The organism is Micromonospora arborensis, assembly GCF_003205615.1.
GTDB lineage: Bacteria > Actinomycetota > Actinomycetes > Mycobacteriales > Micromonosporaceae > Micromonospora > Micromonospora arborensis.
Genome location: NZ_PYBV01000003.1, coordinates 44230 through 59483, shown reverse-complemented (window position 1 = coordinate 59483; position 15254 = coordinate 44230). Strand labels below are relative to the sequence as shown.

The 15254-nt window shown below is 70.9% G+C and carries 14 protein-coding genes; 5 read left to right on the top strand and 9 right to left on the bottom strand.

Annotated features, from left to right (window positions below; genetic code table 11):
* Positions 1-3: 3 nt before the first annotated feature.
* Positions 4-1053 carry a nitronate monooxygenase gene (locus C7C45_RS02035; RefSeq protein ID WP_110561904.1) on the bottom strand — a complete coding sequence of 350 codons (1050 nt, stop codon included), beginning with the start codon at positions 1051-1053 and terminating at the stop codon, positions 4-6.
* 31 nt (positions 1054-1084) lie between these two features.
* A complete protein-coding gene (locus C7C45_RS02030) occupies positions 1085-2197 on the bottom strand; it encodes an SMP-30/gluconolactonase/LRE family protein (RefSeq protein WP_244200193.1) in 1113 nt (370 codons plus the stop codon).
* A gap of 140 nt (positions 2198-2337) precedes the next feature.
* On the opposite strand from C7C45_RS02030, the gene C7C45_RS02025 reads away from it, so the two are divergent.
* The gene (locus C7C45_RS02025; RefSeq protein WP_110561903.1) at positions 2338-3306 is read left to right on the top strand and encodes a hypothetical protein; all 969 of its coding nucleotides are present in this window, start codon (positions 2338-2340) and stop codon (positions 3304-3306) included.
* A gap of 305 nt (positions 3307-3611) precedes the next feature.
* Complete coding sequence (locus C7C45_RS02020) at positions 3612-3884, top strand: hypothetical protein (RefSeq protein ID WP_110561902.1); 273 nt, start codon at positions 3612-3614, stop codon at positions 3882-3884.
* Between the two features lie 78 nt (positions 3885-3962).
* Here the strand turns inward: C7C45_RS02020 and C7C45_RS34700 are convergent, their stop codons facing one another.
* Entirely contained in the window at positions 3963-4181 is a 219-nt protein-coding gene (locus C7C45_RS34700) for a hypothetical protein (RefSeq protein WP_244200192.1), read from the bottom strand.
* Positions 4182-4388: 207 nt separating this feature from the next.
* On the opposite strand from C7C45_RS34700, the gene C7C45_RS02010 reads away from it, so the two are divergent.
* From C7C45_RS02010 to C7C45_RS02000, 3 genes are all read left to right on the top strand, one after another.
* Positions 4389-4796, top strand: coding sequence for a GntR family transcriptional regulator (locus C7C45_RS02010; protein ID WP_110561901.1), 408 nt, complete (start codon positions 4389-4391; stop codon positions 4794-4796).
* A 71-nt stretch (positions 4797-4867) separates the two neighbouring features.
* Complete coding sequence (locus tag C7C45_RS02005; RefSeq protein WP_110561900.1) at positions 4868-5758, top strand: ABC transporter ATP-binding protein; 891 nt, start codon at positions 4868-4870, stop codon at positions 5756-5758.
* Positions 5755-6735, top strand: a complete 981-nt coding sequence (locus C7C45_RS02000; protein WP_110562053.1) for a transporter — start codon at positions 5755-5757, stop codon at positions 6733-6735. Before C7C45_RS02005 ends, C7C45_RS02000 begins: the two co-directional genes overlap by 4 nt.
* Positions 6736-6783: 48 nt before the next feature.
* Here C7C45_RS02000 and C7C45_RS01995 read toward each other — a convergent pair whose 3' ends face one another.
* The 6 genes from C7C45_RS01995 to C7C45_RS01970 all read right to left on the bottom strand — a co-directional run bounded on the left by C7C45_RS01995 (position 6784) and on the right by C7C45_RS01970 (position 15127).
* Positions 6784-7872 carry a DNA glycosylase AlkZ-like family protein gene (locus C7C45_RS01995; protein WP_208641038.1) on the bottom strand — a complete coding sequence of 363 codons (1089 nt, stop codon included), beginning with the start codon at positions 7870-7872 and terminating at the stop codon, positions 6784-6786.
* Between the two features lie 158 nt (positions 7873-8030).
* Entirely contained in the window at positions 8031-9293 is a 1263-nt protein-coding gene (locus C7C45_RS01990; RefSeq protein ID WP_110561898.1) for an ROK family transcriptional regulator, read from the bottom strand.
* Between the two features lie 112 nt (positions 9294-9405).
* Positions 9406-10509 (bottom strand): substrate-binding domain-containing protein, encoded by a 1104-nt coding sequence (locus C7C45_RS01985; protein WP_110561897.1) that lies wholly within the window; start codon positions 10507-10509, stop codon positions 9406-9408.
* Between the two features lie 52 nt (positions 10510-10561).
* Complete coding sequence (mmsB, locus tag C7C45_RS01980; protein ID WP_110561896.1) at positions 10562-11860, bottom strand: multiple monosaccharide ABC transporter permease; 1299 nt, start codon at positions 11858-11860, stop codon at positions 10562-10564.
* Positions 11857-13404, bottom strand: a complete 1548-nt coding sequence (gene mmsA, locus C7C45_RS01975) for a multiple monosaccharide ABC transporter ATP-binding protein (protein WP_110561895.1) — start codon at positions 13402-13404, stop codon at positions 11857-11859. The genes mmsB and mmsA overlap by 4 nt, the downstream gene beginning before the upstream one ends.
* A 544-nt stretch (positions 13405-13948) precedes the next feature.
* On the bottom strand, positions 13949-15127 hold the full coding sequence (locus C7C45_RS01970; protein ID WP_110561894.1) for a glutathione-independent formaldehyde dehydrogenase: 1179 nt from the start codon (positions 15125-15127) through the stop codon (positions 13949-13951).
* Positions 15128-15254 lie beyond the last annotated feature (127 nt).

Genomic DNA, 15254 nt, shown 5'->3' with positions numbered 1-15254 from the left:
CGGTCAGCCCCAGCGGGTCGACCGCTCGACCACCGCTGCCAGCGCGGCTCGGGCACCGGCGCTCACCTCGGCGACCACCTCGGCCGCCGGCAGGTCCCGGGCGAGGGGGTGCGCCTGCCCGGCCCACAGGTTCGCGACCGAGGTGTCCCCGTCGCGCCGGGCGGCCGCGAGCAGCGGACGCGTCAGGTGTAGCACCTGGGGGTAGCCGGCCGGTGCCGCCGCGTCGTGCTGGCGCAGGAAGTCGTTGGCCACGCCCCGGGCCCGCTTGCCGGTGTACGACCGGGTCAACGCGGTCGGCGTGGCACTCGCCACCGCCGCCCGGTGCATCGGCGAGCTGCCCGCCTCCGGGCAGCGCAGGAAGGCCGTGCCGAGCTGCGCGGCGGCGGCACCGGCGGCCAGCACGGCGGCCACCGCAGGGCCGTCGACGAGGCCGCCGGCGGCCACCAGCGGGCGGTCACAGTGGGCGGCGGCCAGTCGGAGCAACGGCAGCAGCGCGTAGTCGTCGTCGTCCGGTAGGCCGCCGCGATGCCCGCCGGCCTCGGTGCCCTGCACCACCACCGCGTCCACGCCCAGGTCGGCGGCGGCCGTCGCGGCCTCTGGGCGGGTGACCGTGGCCCACACCTCGGTGCCCCGCTCGCGCAGGGCGGCCACCGCTGCCCGGTCGGGCAGACCGAACACGAAGGACACCACCGGGACCGGGTCCGCGAGCAGCGCGGCCACCTTCTTCGGGTACGCGTCGTCGCCGCCCACCGGCTCGCCCAGGCGCACCCCACGCGCCGCGGCCTGCGGGGCGAGCCGTTCGGCGTACGCCTGGATGGCGGCCTCGTCGACCGAGCCGGGGTCGGGCAGGAAGACGTTGACGCCGAACGGCCGCTCCGTGCGGGCGCGGACCTCCGCGACGTCGGCGGTCAACCGTTCGGTGTCGATCATCCCGGCGGCCAGGAAGCCCAGCCCACCGGCCGCGGAGACGGCTGCCGCGAGCGCTGGCGTGGACGGGCCGCCCGCCATCGGGGCGGCGATGATCGGGTGACGCAACGTGGACAGCACGGACATCCACTCATCCTGCCGCACCGCTGGCGTTCGCTCACCGGTGCGCGGTGTGCCGCCACCACAGCACGGCGCCCAGGCCGAACAGTGCCAACAGTGTTCCCGCGCCGACCATCAGCGGCCAGGTCCGGTCGCCCGCGCTGCCGGCCTCCTCGGCGGCAGGGCGGACCGACGTGGAGGCCACCGGGCCGGTGGACCCCGTCGGGCCCGCGGCGGGGACCGCCGCGTCCGTGGCCGGGTAGCGCAGGATCGTCGGGCGGGTGCCCGGCGGCTGGTCGGCGGATTCGGAGACGGTGAGCAACGAGCGGCCGTCGCGGCTGTAGGTGATCGACTCACCCTGCGGCTCGTCCGGCAACGGGGTGATCCGCGGGGTGCCGGAGGTCAGCGCGGTGACCACGTCGCCGGCGGGCACGTCGTACTCGAAGGCGTCGGCGTAGCTGCGCAGCACCACCCGACGCCCGTCCGGCGCGCTCGCCGCGCCGGTGATCACACCACGCCCGAGGAACAGGAACGGGTTGCTGGTGCTGGTCCTCGGGAGGGTCACCTGGCCGACCGAGGCCATCGGCGTCGTCGCGCCGGGCCGCAGCGCGGTGGTCGGCGCGTACAGGGAGACGGTGCCGCTGCCGCCCTTGGTGATGACCAACGGTCGGCCGGCCGCGTCGAGCAGCAACGCCTCCGCGTCGTGCGGGCCGTCCGGGTACGTCATCCGGTGCAGCACCGGCTTGGCCGACCCCGGTGCGAGCCGCCAGATGGCGATCGTCGGTCGGGAGTGGTCGTTGTCGCCGATGTCCGCGACCCAGACGGTGCCGTCCCGGCCGATGGCCAGGTCCTCGGTGTCACGGGGCCGGGACGGGTAGGCGACCGAGCGGACCACCGCGCAGCGCTCGTCGAGGAAGAAGATCCGGCGGCGAGCCTCGTCGTCGGCACCGTCGTTGATCACCACGTACCCGTCGTCGGTGGCGACCATGCCGGAGATCTCGCGGAGCCGGTCGTCGCGCACCTGGCACACCGGCGTCCCGGCCACCGCCGTGCCCGCCGCTGCGCTCGCTGTCGCCAGCACGGCCGGTGGTAGCACCCCGGCGAGCACGGCAACCAGCGCCGCCCCCGCACGGGTACGTCGCGCCCAGGTCAACCGCCCGCGTACCCGCATCGCCAACCCTCCTCGTCGCGGCCGTGCCCCGGCCACCCGCCCATCCTGGCCGATCCCGGCCACCGGCGGTGCTCTTCGCGGGTACCCGCCCACACCCCTGGTCGATGTACTGTCACCCCGCTTGATCTTCAGTCTGAAGGGTGACCATGCCCGTGATCGACAAGTCCGTGGCCCGCCGGTCCGGGCGGTTGCTGCGCCGCCTCGGCCGTCCGGCCGGTGGTGCCGCCGTCGCCTGGGTGCCGCTCGCCGCGGTCGTCTGTGGCCTCTTCACCGGCGCGTTGGCCAGCCGGGCCGCCTGGGAGACCTCCCGACCGCAACCCGACCGGGCCGAGGCGGGCGCGATCCTGACCGAGGTGTTTCCCGGGCACGACCTCGGCGACATCGACGTCCCGCCCGCGCTCTTCGTCGTCTACGGGCACGCGCTGCGCCTGAACACCGTCAAGACCCTGGTGCTCGGTGACGGTGGCGAATATCAGGAGAGCGCCACCGGCGCCGCCGCCTTCGGCGCCCCACCGGTGCCCGCCGAACAGATCGTCGCGGTGGCCCGGGAACGCCTGACCGGTGCCGGCTGGCGGGTGTACGACCCGCAGGTGACCGAGGGCATCACCTGCGAGGACAAGGTGTGCGCCACACCGCGGGCGATCACCGACACCGCCCTGGTCGCCCGGCGAGGCGACACGATCCTGAACGCCTCGATCTCCACACAGACCCTCGCCGAATCCACCTACCTCTCGGTCGAGCTGCACCGCGCGCCACCGCCGGCGGTGGTCCCCGCCGGGGTGCTCGGCACGCTGCTGGGCGCGGTCGCGGGTTGGGTGGTCTTCGGCTGGATCAGTCGACGCGTCGAGGAACGTCGGCGGCGCGGCACGGTGAACGTCCTGTTCGGTGTGGCCGTGGTGCTGTGGTGGCTGCCGGTGCTGCTGGCCGCACCGCAACTGCTGTGGCACCACCTGGGCGAGCCACACCCGGCCTGGCACCCGGCCTGGGAGTGGCTGGGCCAGCCAGCGGCCTCGCTGTTCTTCCTGGTCGGCGCGGGGTGCGCGCTGCTGGCACTGACGCTGGCCGCCGGGGCTCGCCGGGTCACCACGGTCGAGCCGCCGGTCGCCTGACCACCATCGGACGCGGCTGTCGGGCGCGGCCGCCGGGCGCGGCCGCCGGGCGCGGCTGTCGGGGCGGAGCGGGCGACTCGGGCGTGATCCACTCCAGGTCGCGGATGTGGCGGTATCCCGCCCCGCGGATACCGCCACATCGGCGAAGCGGAGTGGATCACGCTCCGACGGCCAGCGCACCACCTCGAGACCGCCGTGGCCACGCTCCTGTTGTCCTCCGGGATGCGGCCGCCAGGCGTGAGTGTGCCGGTGACGGGTAGGCAGCGGCCCGGCGGCATGTCGACACCCGCCGGTAGGAGGCTCCGATGAGCACGTACCGGGACGAGCAGGGCGATACGTTTCCTCCTCCGGAGGCGGACGCCCTGGAACAACGGCAGAACGCCGTCGACTACGGGCCGCCGGACCGGGTGTCCGGCGACGTCGACCCCGAAGCGTCCGAGGCCGACCTGGCCGAACAGGGCGCACTGCCGGGCGGCACGCTCGACGAGGCGACGTCACTCCCGGCCGACGCCAACCCGGCGGACGCCCTCGAACAGCGCCAGGAGATCCCCGCCCGCGACGAGGGCCGCCGCACCTGACGGCTACCGGTCGCGGCCCGCCGAGCCGCGACCGGCAGGCCGCACGAGTTGCCAGCCGGCAATGCCCACCCCGCCGGCTCAGCCAGCAACGCCCCTTGTCGGCTCAGCCGGCGGCGCATCCCTGCCGGCTCCGAGCACGGCGAACGTGGCCGTACCGATGATGATCCCGGGATCGACGTAGGCGACGGCGGCGACGAACGCCGGGCCGAGCAGGACCAGCCGCCCACGGACCCGACCTCGGGCGCGGGCCACCTGTAGTGGAGTCGCCCTCGACGTCGTCAGCTCGTTGGTGACCATCGAACACCTCCCCGGTCCGCACGGATTCGCGTGCCGGCCCCTACCCATCGGGCTGGCCCGTCGGTGCCAACCTTTGGGCCCTCCGGTGCCGCCACGGTCGCCGGGTCGGGTCGGCCGCGTGCCGCGTCGCGCTTGACAGCAGTCGGGCGACCAATGATGCTGTCTATTAGTCCTACTGTCGTAGGACAACAGGAAGGATCATCACGAGTGATCGAGTTCGTGCTGGACAGCCGGTCGAAGGTGAACACCTACATGCAGCTCGTGCAGCAGGTGAAACAGGCGCTGCGGGTCGGCCTGCTGACGCCGGGCGACCAGTTGCCGAAGGTCCGGGATGTCGCGCAGTCCCTGGCGATCAACCCGAACACGGTGCTGAAGGCGTACCGGGAGCTGGAGATCGAGGGTCTGGTCGGCGGCCGACCCGGGGTGGGCACGTTCGTCCAGCGCACGCTGGCTGGCGCGTCCCTGCCCAACCAGGCCGAGCTACGCGACGACCTGGTCGCCTGGTTGCACCGGGCGCAGACCGCGGGTCTCACAGCCGAGGACGTCATCGCCCTGGTGGAGACCACGCTGCGGGCCACCCTGGCCGACGACGCCCCGCAGAGGGAGCCCGCCTGAGTGAGCGCAGCGCGCAAACCACCAAGCACAGCAGCGAGGGCGGCGCCGCCGCCGGAACGAGAGGACAGAGGATGGACATGGTCTTAGAAGCAGACCGGCTGGGCAAACGGTACGGCAGCACGTGGGCGTTGCGGGACTGCTCGCTGCACCTGCCGGCCGGCCGGATCGCCGCGCTGGTCGGCCCGAACGGCGCGGGCAAGAGCACGCTGCTGCACCTGGCCGTCGGGCTACTCAAGCCCGACGCGGGCGCGGTCCGCGTGTTCGGCAGATCGCCGTACGGCGACACGGAGGGCTTGGCCGACATCGGTTTCGTCGCCCAGGACACCCCGCTGTACCGGGACTTCACCGCAGCCGAGCTGGTGATCGCCGGTGGCAAGCTGAACAAGCGGTGGGACGGGGCATTGGCCCGCACCCGGTTGGCGCAGCTCGGCATTCCCCCGGACCGTCCCGTCGGCAAGCTCTCCGGCGGCCAACGGGCCCAGGTGGCGCTCGCCCTCGCGCTGGCCAAGCAGCCCCGGCTGCTGCTGCTCGACGAGCCGGTCGCCAGCCTCGACCCCCTCGCCCGGCGGGAGTTCCTCCAGTCGCTGATGGGCAGCGTCGCGGAATCCGGCACCACCGTCCTGCTCTCCTCGCACCTGCTGGCCGACCTGGAACGCGTCTGCGACTACCTGATCGTGCTGAACGCCTCCCAGGTGCAGCTCACCGGCGCGGTCGACGACCTGGTCGCCGAGCACCGGCAACTGGTCGGCCCCCGACACGACGGCGGCGCTATCGGGGGCGTCGCCGCCGTGGTCCGGGCCAGCCACACCGACCGGCAGTCCACCCTGCTGGTCCGCACCGACGGGCCGGTCACCGATCCCGCCTGGACGGTGCGCGAGGTCAGCCTGGAGGACGTTGTCCTGGCCTACCTGGCCGACGGCACCACGCAGACCAAGCACAGCGAGTGGGGGGTGCCGGCATGATCTGGTTGACCTGGCGGCAACATCGCAAGCAGGCGTTCTACACCCTGCTGGGGTTCGTGGTGCTGGCCGCCGTGCTGGTGCCCATCGGCCTGTCGATGCGAAGCACCTTCGCCGACCTGGGGCTGGCCGAATGCATTCGTCCGGTGGCCCTCAGCGAGGCTGCCGTGCAGACCTGCGACGCGGGTTTCCGCCGGTTCAGCGATCAGTACGACAGCCTGAACCTGGTAGCGGTACTGCTGATCACGCTGCCGGTGCTGGTCGGCCTGTTCTGGGGCGCCCCGCTGGTCGCCCGGGAGGTGGAACAGGGCACCCACCGCTTCGTGTGGACCCAGGGCGTCGGCCGGACCCGCTGGGCCCTGGTGAAGTTCGGGCTGGTCGGCACGGCCGCCGTGCTCCTCGCGGCGTGCTACGGATTGGGCATGTCCTGGTGGGTGGAGCCGCTCACCCAGGCCGCGCACGAGGGCCGACTCGGCATGATCGTCTTCGATCTGCAGGGCGTCGTCCCGATCGGCTACACCCTGTTCGCCGTGGCGCTGGGCGTCTCCGCCGGCACCGTCTGGAAGCGGATGCTGCCCGCCATGGGCATCACCCTGGCCGGGTTCATCGGCGTACGGGCAGCCGTGGAGATCCTGGCCCGGCCGCACTACCAGCCCGCCCGCACCCAGACCTTCCCGATCGAGGGGGACGGGATACCGGAGTTGAGCCGGGGTGACTGGGTCCTCTCCATGGGCATCCGGAACGCCGACGGGACGATGGTGGCGGAGAACGCCCGGATCCAGTGTCCGCCGGGTGGCAAGGGCCCGGACGGCCGAGCCTGCGGGTCCGAGCTGGGCCTCGACCCGGGCGCGTACAACTGGCAGCTTTACCAACCGGCGGACCGGTTCTGGCTGTTCCAGTGGATCGAGACGGGCATCTTCGTCGCCCTCGCTGCGCTCCTGCTCTACTTCGCCATCCGCCGGGTCCGCCGGATCGCCTAGGTCGGCGCCGGGTGTTCGTCGGGGCGCGGGGGCCTCGGCGAGCACCCGTCAGCGCAGGCCCTCGACGGTCAGCGTGAGCCAGGACGCGAGGTCGTGCAGCTCGTCGTGCACGGCCCGGGTCACCTCCGGGGTGAAGGGCACGTCCTCGTGGATGGCGTGCACGGTGAGCGTGCCGCGCCGGCCGTCGGCCGTGGCGTCGACCTTTCCGACCAACCGGTCGCCGTGCAGGATCGGCAACGCGAAGTAGCCCCACCGTCGGCTCGCCTTGGGTTTGTACATCTCCAGCACGTACTCGTACTCGAAGAGGTCCGCGAGGCGGACTCGGTCGTGCACCAGCCGGTCGAACGGCGACAACAGCGCCGTACGCCCGGTGAAGGGCTGCCCGAGCGCGGCCGGGTCCACCCGCCACTCCCCCGCGACGCCCTCGATCACCGCTGGCTCGCCGGCGTCGCCGACCTCGGCCGGCTCGCCGGGAACGACCACCGCCTTCTCCCGAGCGATGCCCAACGCCCGCAGCCGTCGCTCGTTGCGGAGCCGGCGTGCCTGCTCCAACTCGACGACGGGGACGCCGGCCGGGTAGACCCGCTCGGCCACGTCCCAGAGCCGCTGTCGGCCCTGGCGGCCGGCGATGGCGACCTCGCCCCGCAGGACCAGGAACTCCAGGAGCTGGGTGACGTTGCGGTTGTTGGTCCAGCCCGACGACGGCCAGGGCACGGCGCTCGTGTCCGGGATGTCGCGGGAGAGCAGCGGCCCGGAGCGGCCGAGCAGGTCGAGCACGTCTCGCCGGAACGAGTCATTGGCGCGCAGCCACTCGCGGTGGCGCTCATGACCGGGCGACGTCGCCATCGCCGCGAGGAAGAGCCCGAGATCGGCCATCGGTCGCACCATCGCCTGGTGCTCGAAGAGCGTCCGGTCCCGTTCGAGGGCCTCCCGCATCTGCGCGGGCTGGTAGGACGAGCCGAGCCGGCTCCAGCAGACCAGGTCCGCACTGGGGGCGACGGCGGCCGTCGGGTCGATCTGCACCAGCGTCAGCTGACGCACCACCGTGAGCAGGTCGGCCGGCCGGGGGTCGGCCAGCAACTGGGCTCGGACGGCGATCTGCCGTGCCTGCGCGCGGTCGAGTTGGTGGGGAACCACGCCGCCGAGCCTAACGGCAACGAGTGACATCACCCTTCTGCCAACCACCGGCCGGGCCGGGCCACCGGGGGACGTCACGGCGTTGTGTCGGTGCTCCCCGACGGCCGGCTCCGGCTGCCCGAAACCTGGTCGTGGGAGTACCTGCCAGGCAGCGGCGGCTATGCGGGCTCGGCGGTCCCGACCTGGCCCGCCACGCCGACGTTCAGCGGGTCGGCCAGGAGCTTGTCGAAGGCCAACTCGGCGGCGCCGATCAGCACGGCGTCGCGGCCGAGTGCCGCCGCGCGCAGCCGCAGGTGCTCGCGGGAGGCTGGCAGTGGCATGGTGTCCAACCGCTTCCGGACGACGTCCGCTCCGGCGGTGAAGATGTCGCGAAGCGCTCCACCGAACACCACGGCGTCCGGGTTGACCACGTTGACCAGGTTGGCCACGCCGAAGCCGAGCCAGTCGGCGACCCGCTCGACCGCCTCCCGGGCGGTCGGGTCACCGTCCGCCGCCGCGCGCAGCACCTCGGCCACCGCCGGGCGGTCGCCGGGATCCCGGCCCGCGTGCCGCAGCAGCGCGGCTTCGCCGATCTCGGTCTCCCAGCAGCCCCGCGAGCCGCAGCCGCAGGGCAGGCCATTCGGGTTGACGACCATGTGGCCGACCTTGCCGCTGTGGCCCCGGTGGCCGATCATCAGTCGGCCACCCACGATGATGCCGGCGCTGATGCCGAGATCGCCGTGCAGGTAGATGACGTCGTCGATGCCCACCGCCACGCCCCGGACGTGCTCGGCCAGGCCCGCGATGTCCGCCAGGTCACCGGCCACGAAGCCGGGGCCGGGGCCGAACTCCGCCTCGAGCGCGGTGCCGAGCGTCTCGTCGACGCTGGCGATCCGGATCCTGCCGTCCGGGTCGCGGGTGGTGTCGGTGACCGCGACGGCGCCGCCGACCAGCAGCGCGTCGGCGGCCACGGACCGTTCCATGTCACGGACCAGGTCGGCGAGTGGCCCGACGGCGTCGCCCGCCGACATGCCACTGGGTCGGGCGACCTCACGCAGGTCGAGGATGCGCCCACCGAGACCGACCCGGGCGGCACGAAGCCGGTCCGCGTCGATGCTCAGAGCGTGTGCGTAGACCCGGTCGGAGCGGGGACTGACCACCAGCGACGGGCGACCGGCGCGGCGCGCGGTGGTCGGTGCCTCCTCGGTGACCAGGCCGCTGGCGACCAGTTCAGCCGCGAGAGCACCGATGGTGCTGCGGTTGAGGCCGAGTCGGCTGGTCAGCTCGGCCCTGGATGTCGGCCCGTTCAGGTGGACGTAGCGCAGTACAGCGCCGAGGTTCTGCCGCCGGATCTCCTCCTGGCTGGCGCCGGGGACCGACGGCAGCGGGGATTCGTTGTTGCGGCCGACGCCGGCTGGCCTGGACCGGACGGGTGTCGCCACGGTCAGACCTCCTTCCGGGTCGAAGCCGCTTGGTGCGGGGGTGCGAGGACGACGATGGGTCCCGGTAGAGGAGACCCGGGACCCATCGGCGTTGCTGCCTACCGTGCGGTGATTACTTGGTGAGCGGCGCGAGCTTCGGGTCGTTGGCGTACGCCTCAGCCGCGTTCGCCTTGGTGACGGCGACCGGCGGGAGCAGGAACGTGTCGACGACCTTGCTGCCGTTGTTGTAGGACTTGGTGTCGTTCACCTGCGGGGTGTTGCCGGCCTGGAGAGCCTTGACCATGTTGATGGTCTCCTTCACCAGGTTGCGGGTGTCCTTGTTGATCGTCATGTACTGCTCGCCAGCGACGATCGACTTGACCGACTCGACCTCGGAGTCCTGACCGGTGACGATCGGGGTCGGCTTGCCAGCACCCTTGACCGAGGTCAGGATCGCGCGGGCCAGCGTGTCGTTCGGGGAGAGGACGCCGTCCAGCTCCTTGCTGCCGTAGGTCGAGGTCAGCAGCTGGTCCATGCGGGCCTGCGCACCCTCGGCCTTCCAGCCCTGGATGGCGGTCTGCTTGACGTCCTTCTGACCCGAGGCGACGACCACGTCGCCCTTGTCGATCGCCGGCTTGAGCACGCTCATCGCGCCGTCGAAGAAGACACCGGCGTTGTTGTCGTCCGGCGAGCCGGAGAACAGCTCGATGTTGTACGGGCCGTTCGGCTTCTTGGCCTTCATGCCGTCCAGCAGGGCCTGGCCCTGGAGCTGGCCGACCTTGAAGTTGTCGAACGCGACGTAGTAGTCGAGGTCCGGGGTGTTGGTGATCAGCCGGTCGTAGGCGATGACCTTCACGCCGGCCGCGTGGGCGGCCGCGACCTGGGTCGACAGCTGCGCGGCGTCGGTCGCGCCGATGACGATGACCTTGGCGCCCTTGGTCACCATGGCGGTGATCTGGGCCTGCTGGTCGGCGACCGTGGTCGACGCGCCGGCGTACTGCACGTCACCCTGGAAGCCGGCCTCCTTGAGGCCGTTGGTGAACAGGTCACCGGCGAGGACCCAGTTCTCCGAGGTCTTGGCCGGGAGGGCCACGCCGATCAGCGAGTTCGCCGCGAAGCCCTTGGCGGCCTCGCCGCTGGAGCCGGAGTCGCCGTCACGGCCGGAGCCGCAACCGGCGAGGGCCAGCATGGCGGCGGCGCTGATGGCGACCACCGACGTGCCGAAGAATTTACGCATGGTGAGGACTTGCCTTTCTGGATGTGTAACAGGGTGGTGAGGTCGGTGACCGTCAGCCGGACACCGCTGCCTTGGCGGGCTCGCGCTCCGCGTCCGGCGGTGAGACGGGTGCGGCGGGATCGTCGCGGCGGAAGGGCCGCATCAGACTTCCGATGATGGAGAAGCGCCCCTGGCTCTTGTTGTAGACGTCGATCGCGACGGCCAGCAGCAGGACGAGGCCCTTGATGATCTGGACCTTGTCGGTGCCCACACCTTCGAGCTGGAGGCCGTTGTTGAGCACGGCCATGACGAGACCACCGACGATCGAGCCGCTGATGGTGCCGATACCACCGGCGACGGCAGCGCCACCGATGAAGACCGCGGCGATGGCGTCCAACTCCCAGCCGTTGCCGTCCTGCGGTCCGGAGGCCGCCGAACGGGCCACGAAGATCATGCCGGCCAGCGCGGCCAGGACGGACATGTTCATCATGACGAAGAAGTTGACCCGCTTGAGTTTCACGCCGGACAGCTCGGCCGCCCGGGAGTTGCCACCCACCGCGTAGATGTGCCGGCCACCGGCCGTGTTGCGGGTGTAGAAGGAGTACGCGATGACCAGGACCAGCAGGATGATGCCGGAGATCGGGAAGCTGGTGCCGACGCGACCGCTGGCGAAGCGCAGCGTGGCGAAGGCGATGACCCCGACCATGATGGCCATCCGCAGGATCGAGACCCACATGGGCGCCGGGTCGGCGTCCATGGCCCGGCGGGTGTTACGGGCCCGGAGCTCGCGCCACACCACCGCCACCGCCGCGGCCAGACCGAGCAGCAGCGTGGCGTTGTTGTAGCCGGTGTTCGGACCGAACTCGGGCAGGAAGCCGGAGCCGATCTCCCGGAAGCCCTCCGGCACCGGAATGGTGTTGGCGTTACCGATGAACTGGTTGCCACCGCGGAACAGCAGCATGCCGGCCAGGGTGACGATGAACGCCGGCACCCCGACGTAGGCCACCCAGAAGCCCTGCCAGGCGCCGATGATCGCGCCGATCGCGAGGCCGAACAGGATGGCGACGGGCCAGGGCAGATCCCACTCGGTCATCGACTTGGCGACCAGGATGCCCGCGAAGGCGGCGACGGAGCCGACCGACAGGTCGATGTGCCCGGCGACGATCACCATCAGCATGCCGATGGCCAGGATCAGAATGTACGAGTTCTGCTGGAAAAGCGCGATCAGGTTGTCCGACCGCAGGGTCAGCCCATTGGTCCAGACCTGGAAGATCAGGACGATCGCCACGAGCGTGAAGATCATTCCGAACTGGCGAGCGTTGGAGGTCGTGCCTCCGAACAGGTTCTTCTGAAGGTCCTTCAATCGGCTCATCGTGTGGCCATCTTCTTCGTCGAGGTCATCTGCTTCATGAGGTTTTCCGGGGTGGCGTCCGCGCGGGCGATCTCGCCCGTGATGGCGCCTTCGAACACGGTGTAGATGCGGTCGCAGAGCCCGATCAGCTCAGGCAGCTCCGAGGAGATGACGACGACGCCCTTCCCCTGGTCGGCGAGCCGCTGGATGATGCCGTAGATCTCGTACTTGGCGCCCACGTCGATGCCGCGGGTCGGCTCGTCGAGGATCAGCAGGTCCGGGTCGGTGAACATCCACTTCGCCAGGACGACCTTCTGCTGGTTGCCGCCGGAGAGCTTCGAGACGCCCTCGTCGACCGTCGGGGCCTTGGTCCGCAGCTCCTTGCGGTACGCCTCGGCCGCCTGGTACTCCTCGACCTCGTTCAGGACGCCGTGGTGCCGGATCTTGGACAACTTGGCGGCCACCGTCGACGTCTTGATGTCGTCGAGCAGGTTGAGGCCGATCGCCTTGCGGTCCTCGCTGACGTACGCGAGCCCGTTGTCGATCGCGTCGGCGACCGACTTCAGGACGATCTCCTTGCCGTCCTTGATGATCGTGCCCGACTCGTACACCCCGTAGGAGCGGCCGAAGACACTCATCGCGAGTTCCGTGCGGCCCGCGCCCATGAGACCGGCGAAGCCGACGATCTCGCCGCGGCGCACCACGAAGCTCTCGTTCTTGCAGACCTGGCGGTCGGCGGAGATCGGGTGCCGCACGTTCCAGTTGCGGACCTCGAAGAAGACGTCACCGATCTTCGGGGTGTGGTCCGGGAACCGACTGCTCAGCTCACGGCCGACCATCCCGCGCACGATCCGGTCCTCGTCGACCCCGTCGGCCTTGACGTCGAGGGTCTCCACGGTCCGGCCATCCCGCAGGATGGTGATCTGGTCGGCGATCGCCTCGATCTCGTTCAGCTTGTGCGAGATCATGATCGAGGTGATGCCGCGGGAGCGGAAACCGCGCAGCAGGTCCAACAGGTGCCGGGAATCCGCCTCGTTGAGCGCTGCGGTCGGCTCGTCCAGGATGAGCAGCTTCACGTCCTTGGCGAACGCCTTGGCGATCTCCACGAGCTGCTGCTTGCCGACACCGATGTCCTTGATCAGGGTGTCCGGGTCCTCCTGCAGACCGACCCGGGCCATCAGGTCCAGCGCCATCCGGTTCGCGGCCTTCCAGTCGATCGCGCCCCGCTTGCGCGGCTCGTTGCCGAGGAAGATGTTCTCGGCGATCGACATACCTGGAATGAGCGCGAGCTCCTGGTGGATGATCACGATTCCGGCGCTCTCGCTGGCCCGGATGTCGGAGAACTTGCTCTCCGACCCCTGGTAGACGATCTGGCCGGAATAGCTGCCGTGTGGGTAGACCCCGCTGAGCACCTTCATCAGCGTGGACTTGCCCGCACCATTCTCGCCACAGATGGCATGGATCTCGCCGGCGCGAACCACCAGGTTGACGTCGGAGAGGGCTTTGACTCCGGGGAACTCCTTGGTGATGGAGCGCATCTCAAGGAGGATCGGCACGTCGCTCATAGCTCGTACCACCTCGCCAACGTCATCGTTGCCTCCGGAAGGTTGAACCTTCACTTGGTTTGTTGTTGACGGCAACGTATTGCGGCCGTAGGGCCATCCGCAAGGCGAGGGAGTGTTGAAAATGTAACAATCCGGCAATATCGACGTTGCACAGTGTTCGCCTGTCACAGCCGTCCCCGCAGCCCCTCCCGGGACCCTAACCCGTCCCAGACAACGTTGTCGACCGAGGGGCACGACACCCGTCAACGCCGGGCGCGACCGACCGGCCTCCCACCAGGCAGGATCCGCGACGAGCCGGTCGAACGCGCGCGCGCCGCGGGCTGGCCGCGATCGAAAGATCTTGATCGGAAACCGGCTCCCGCTCCGCGCCCAGGGCACCACCTCGGGCCTCGACCGGCCATGTGACCCACGCCTCTGCCGGAGAGCCGGATCGACCATGGTCATCACCCGCCAGGAGACGCCAAACGACGGATCAGTGCCTCGGCGTCCCATAAGCGCAGATCGCGGGGCCCGCACCGCGGACGCGGACGCCGCCGCCAACCGGTCAGCTCGGGTGCAGCACCGCCTTGATCAACCCGTTCTCCCGGCGGTCGAAGCTGCGATACAACTCCGGCGCGTCGGCGAGGGTGCCGTGGTGGGTCACGACAACGCTGGGCCGGGCGCGACCGGCGACGACCAGATCGCGCAGCAGCACGGTGTAGCGGCGGTCGTGGGTGCGGCCGAACCGGACCGCCACGCCCTTACTGAACAGCGTCCCCCACGGCGCGAGGAGATCCTCGTGACCGTCCGCGCCAGGGCCGGGATGCGGATCCCGGTCCGGGTAGACGCCGACGACCGCGATCGCGCCGGTGGGGTTGACCAGCCGAGCCGCGTCGGAGATGACCTGGTCCGGGCGTTCCTGATCGGGACGCCCCCGGTCCCGGGCCTGGAACCCGACCGCGTCGATGACCTTGTCGACACCGCCCAGCTTCTCCTCGCCGAGCGGCAGCCCGGCCCGAGCCCGGTCGGCGCGGATCTGCTCGACCGGGTCGCCACGGCGAAAGTCGACAGGCACAGCGCCGACCTCGCCGGCCTTGTCGAGCCGGGCGTCGACGCCGTCGACGCAGTAGACCACCCGAGCACCTCGCAGCAGCGCCGAGTAGGCGCCGAGCAGGCCGATGGTGCCGGCGCCGAACACGGCCACCGTGTCACCTGGCTCGACCTCGGCAAGGGTGGCGGCGGCGTGCCACCCCGTGACGAACGCGTCGGCGAGCAGCACGAAATCGTCCTCGTACGCGTCGCCCGGCTCGCCCGGCACGGGTACGCAGTTGGCGTCGGCCCACGGCACGCGCAGCAGGTCTGCCTGCGCACCCCGATAGGGACCCATCCCGGCATAGCCGTATGCCGCGCCCGGCCCCTCGGCCCGAGCCCGGAGGCAGGCCGCCGAGAGCCCTCGAGCGCACATCACGCACGTCACGCAGAACAGGTGCGTGGGGATCACCACCCGGACGCCCGGGCGGACGGTCTGCACGGCGCTGCCGACCTCCTGCACCACACCCAACGGTTCGTGACCGAGCACGAGCCCGGGTTCGGCGCTGGTCCGCCCGTCGTACATGTGCAGATCGGTGCCGCACAGAGCAGTGGAGGTGACCCGTACGAGTGCGTCGGTCTCCGCCTCCAGCGTCGCGTCGGGCACCTCCCGCACCTCAACGGTCCGGACGTCCCCGTAGACGACGGCTCGCATACCCGGCTCTCCTGTTCGGCAACGGAACAGCCGGTCTTCCCCCGGCCGGGCCGTTCATGCCCCTGCGGACCTGACGCGCGGCCGGTGCTATCTTAGGATCCCTAAGTTAATTCCTAGCGGAACAAAG

Coding starts and splice junctions, on each gene's coding strand:
- C7C45_RS01970 (WP_110561894.1), bottom strand. CDS start 15,127: ATGCGAGCCGTCGTCTACGGGGACGTCCGGACCGTTGAGGTGCGGGAG.
- C7C45_RS02020 (WP_110561902.1), top strand. CDS start 3,612: ATGAGCACGTACCGGGACGAGCAGGGCGATACGTTTCCTCCTCCGGAG.
- C7C45_RS01985 (WP_110561897.1), bottom strand. CDS start 10,509: ATGCGTAAATTCTTCGGCACGTCGGTGGTCGCCATCAGCGCCGCCGCC.
- C7C45_RS02005 (WP_110561900.1), top strand. CDS start 4,868: ATGGACATGGTCTTAGAAGCAGACCGGCTGGGCAAACGGTACGGCAGC.
- mmsB (WP_110561896.1), bottom strand. CDS start 11,860: ATGAGCCGATTGAAGGACCTTCAGAAGAACCTGTTCGGAGGCACGACC.
- C7C45_RS02035 (WP_110561904.1), bottom strand. CDS start 1,053: ATGTCCGTGCTGTCCACGTTGCGTCACCCGATCATCGCCGCCCCGATG.
- C7C45_RS02000 (WP_110562053.1), top strand. CDS start 5,755: ATGATCTGGTTGACCTGGCGGCAACATCGCAAGCAGGCGTTCTACACC.
- C7C45_RS34700 (WP_244200192.1), bottom strand. CDS start 4,181: ATGGTCACCAACGAGCTGACGACGTCGAGGGCGACTCCACTACAGGTG.
- C7C45_RS02030 (WP_244200193.1), bottom strand. CDS start 2,197: ATGCGGGTACGCGGGCGGTTGACCTGGGCGCGACGTACCCGTGCGGGG.
- mmsA (WP_110561895.1), bottom strand. CDS start 13,404: ATGAGCGACGTGCCGATCCTCCTTGAGATGCGCTCCATCACCAAGGAG.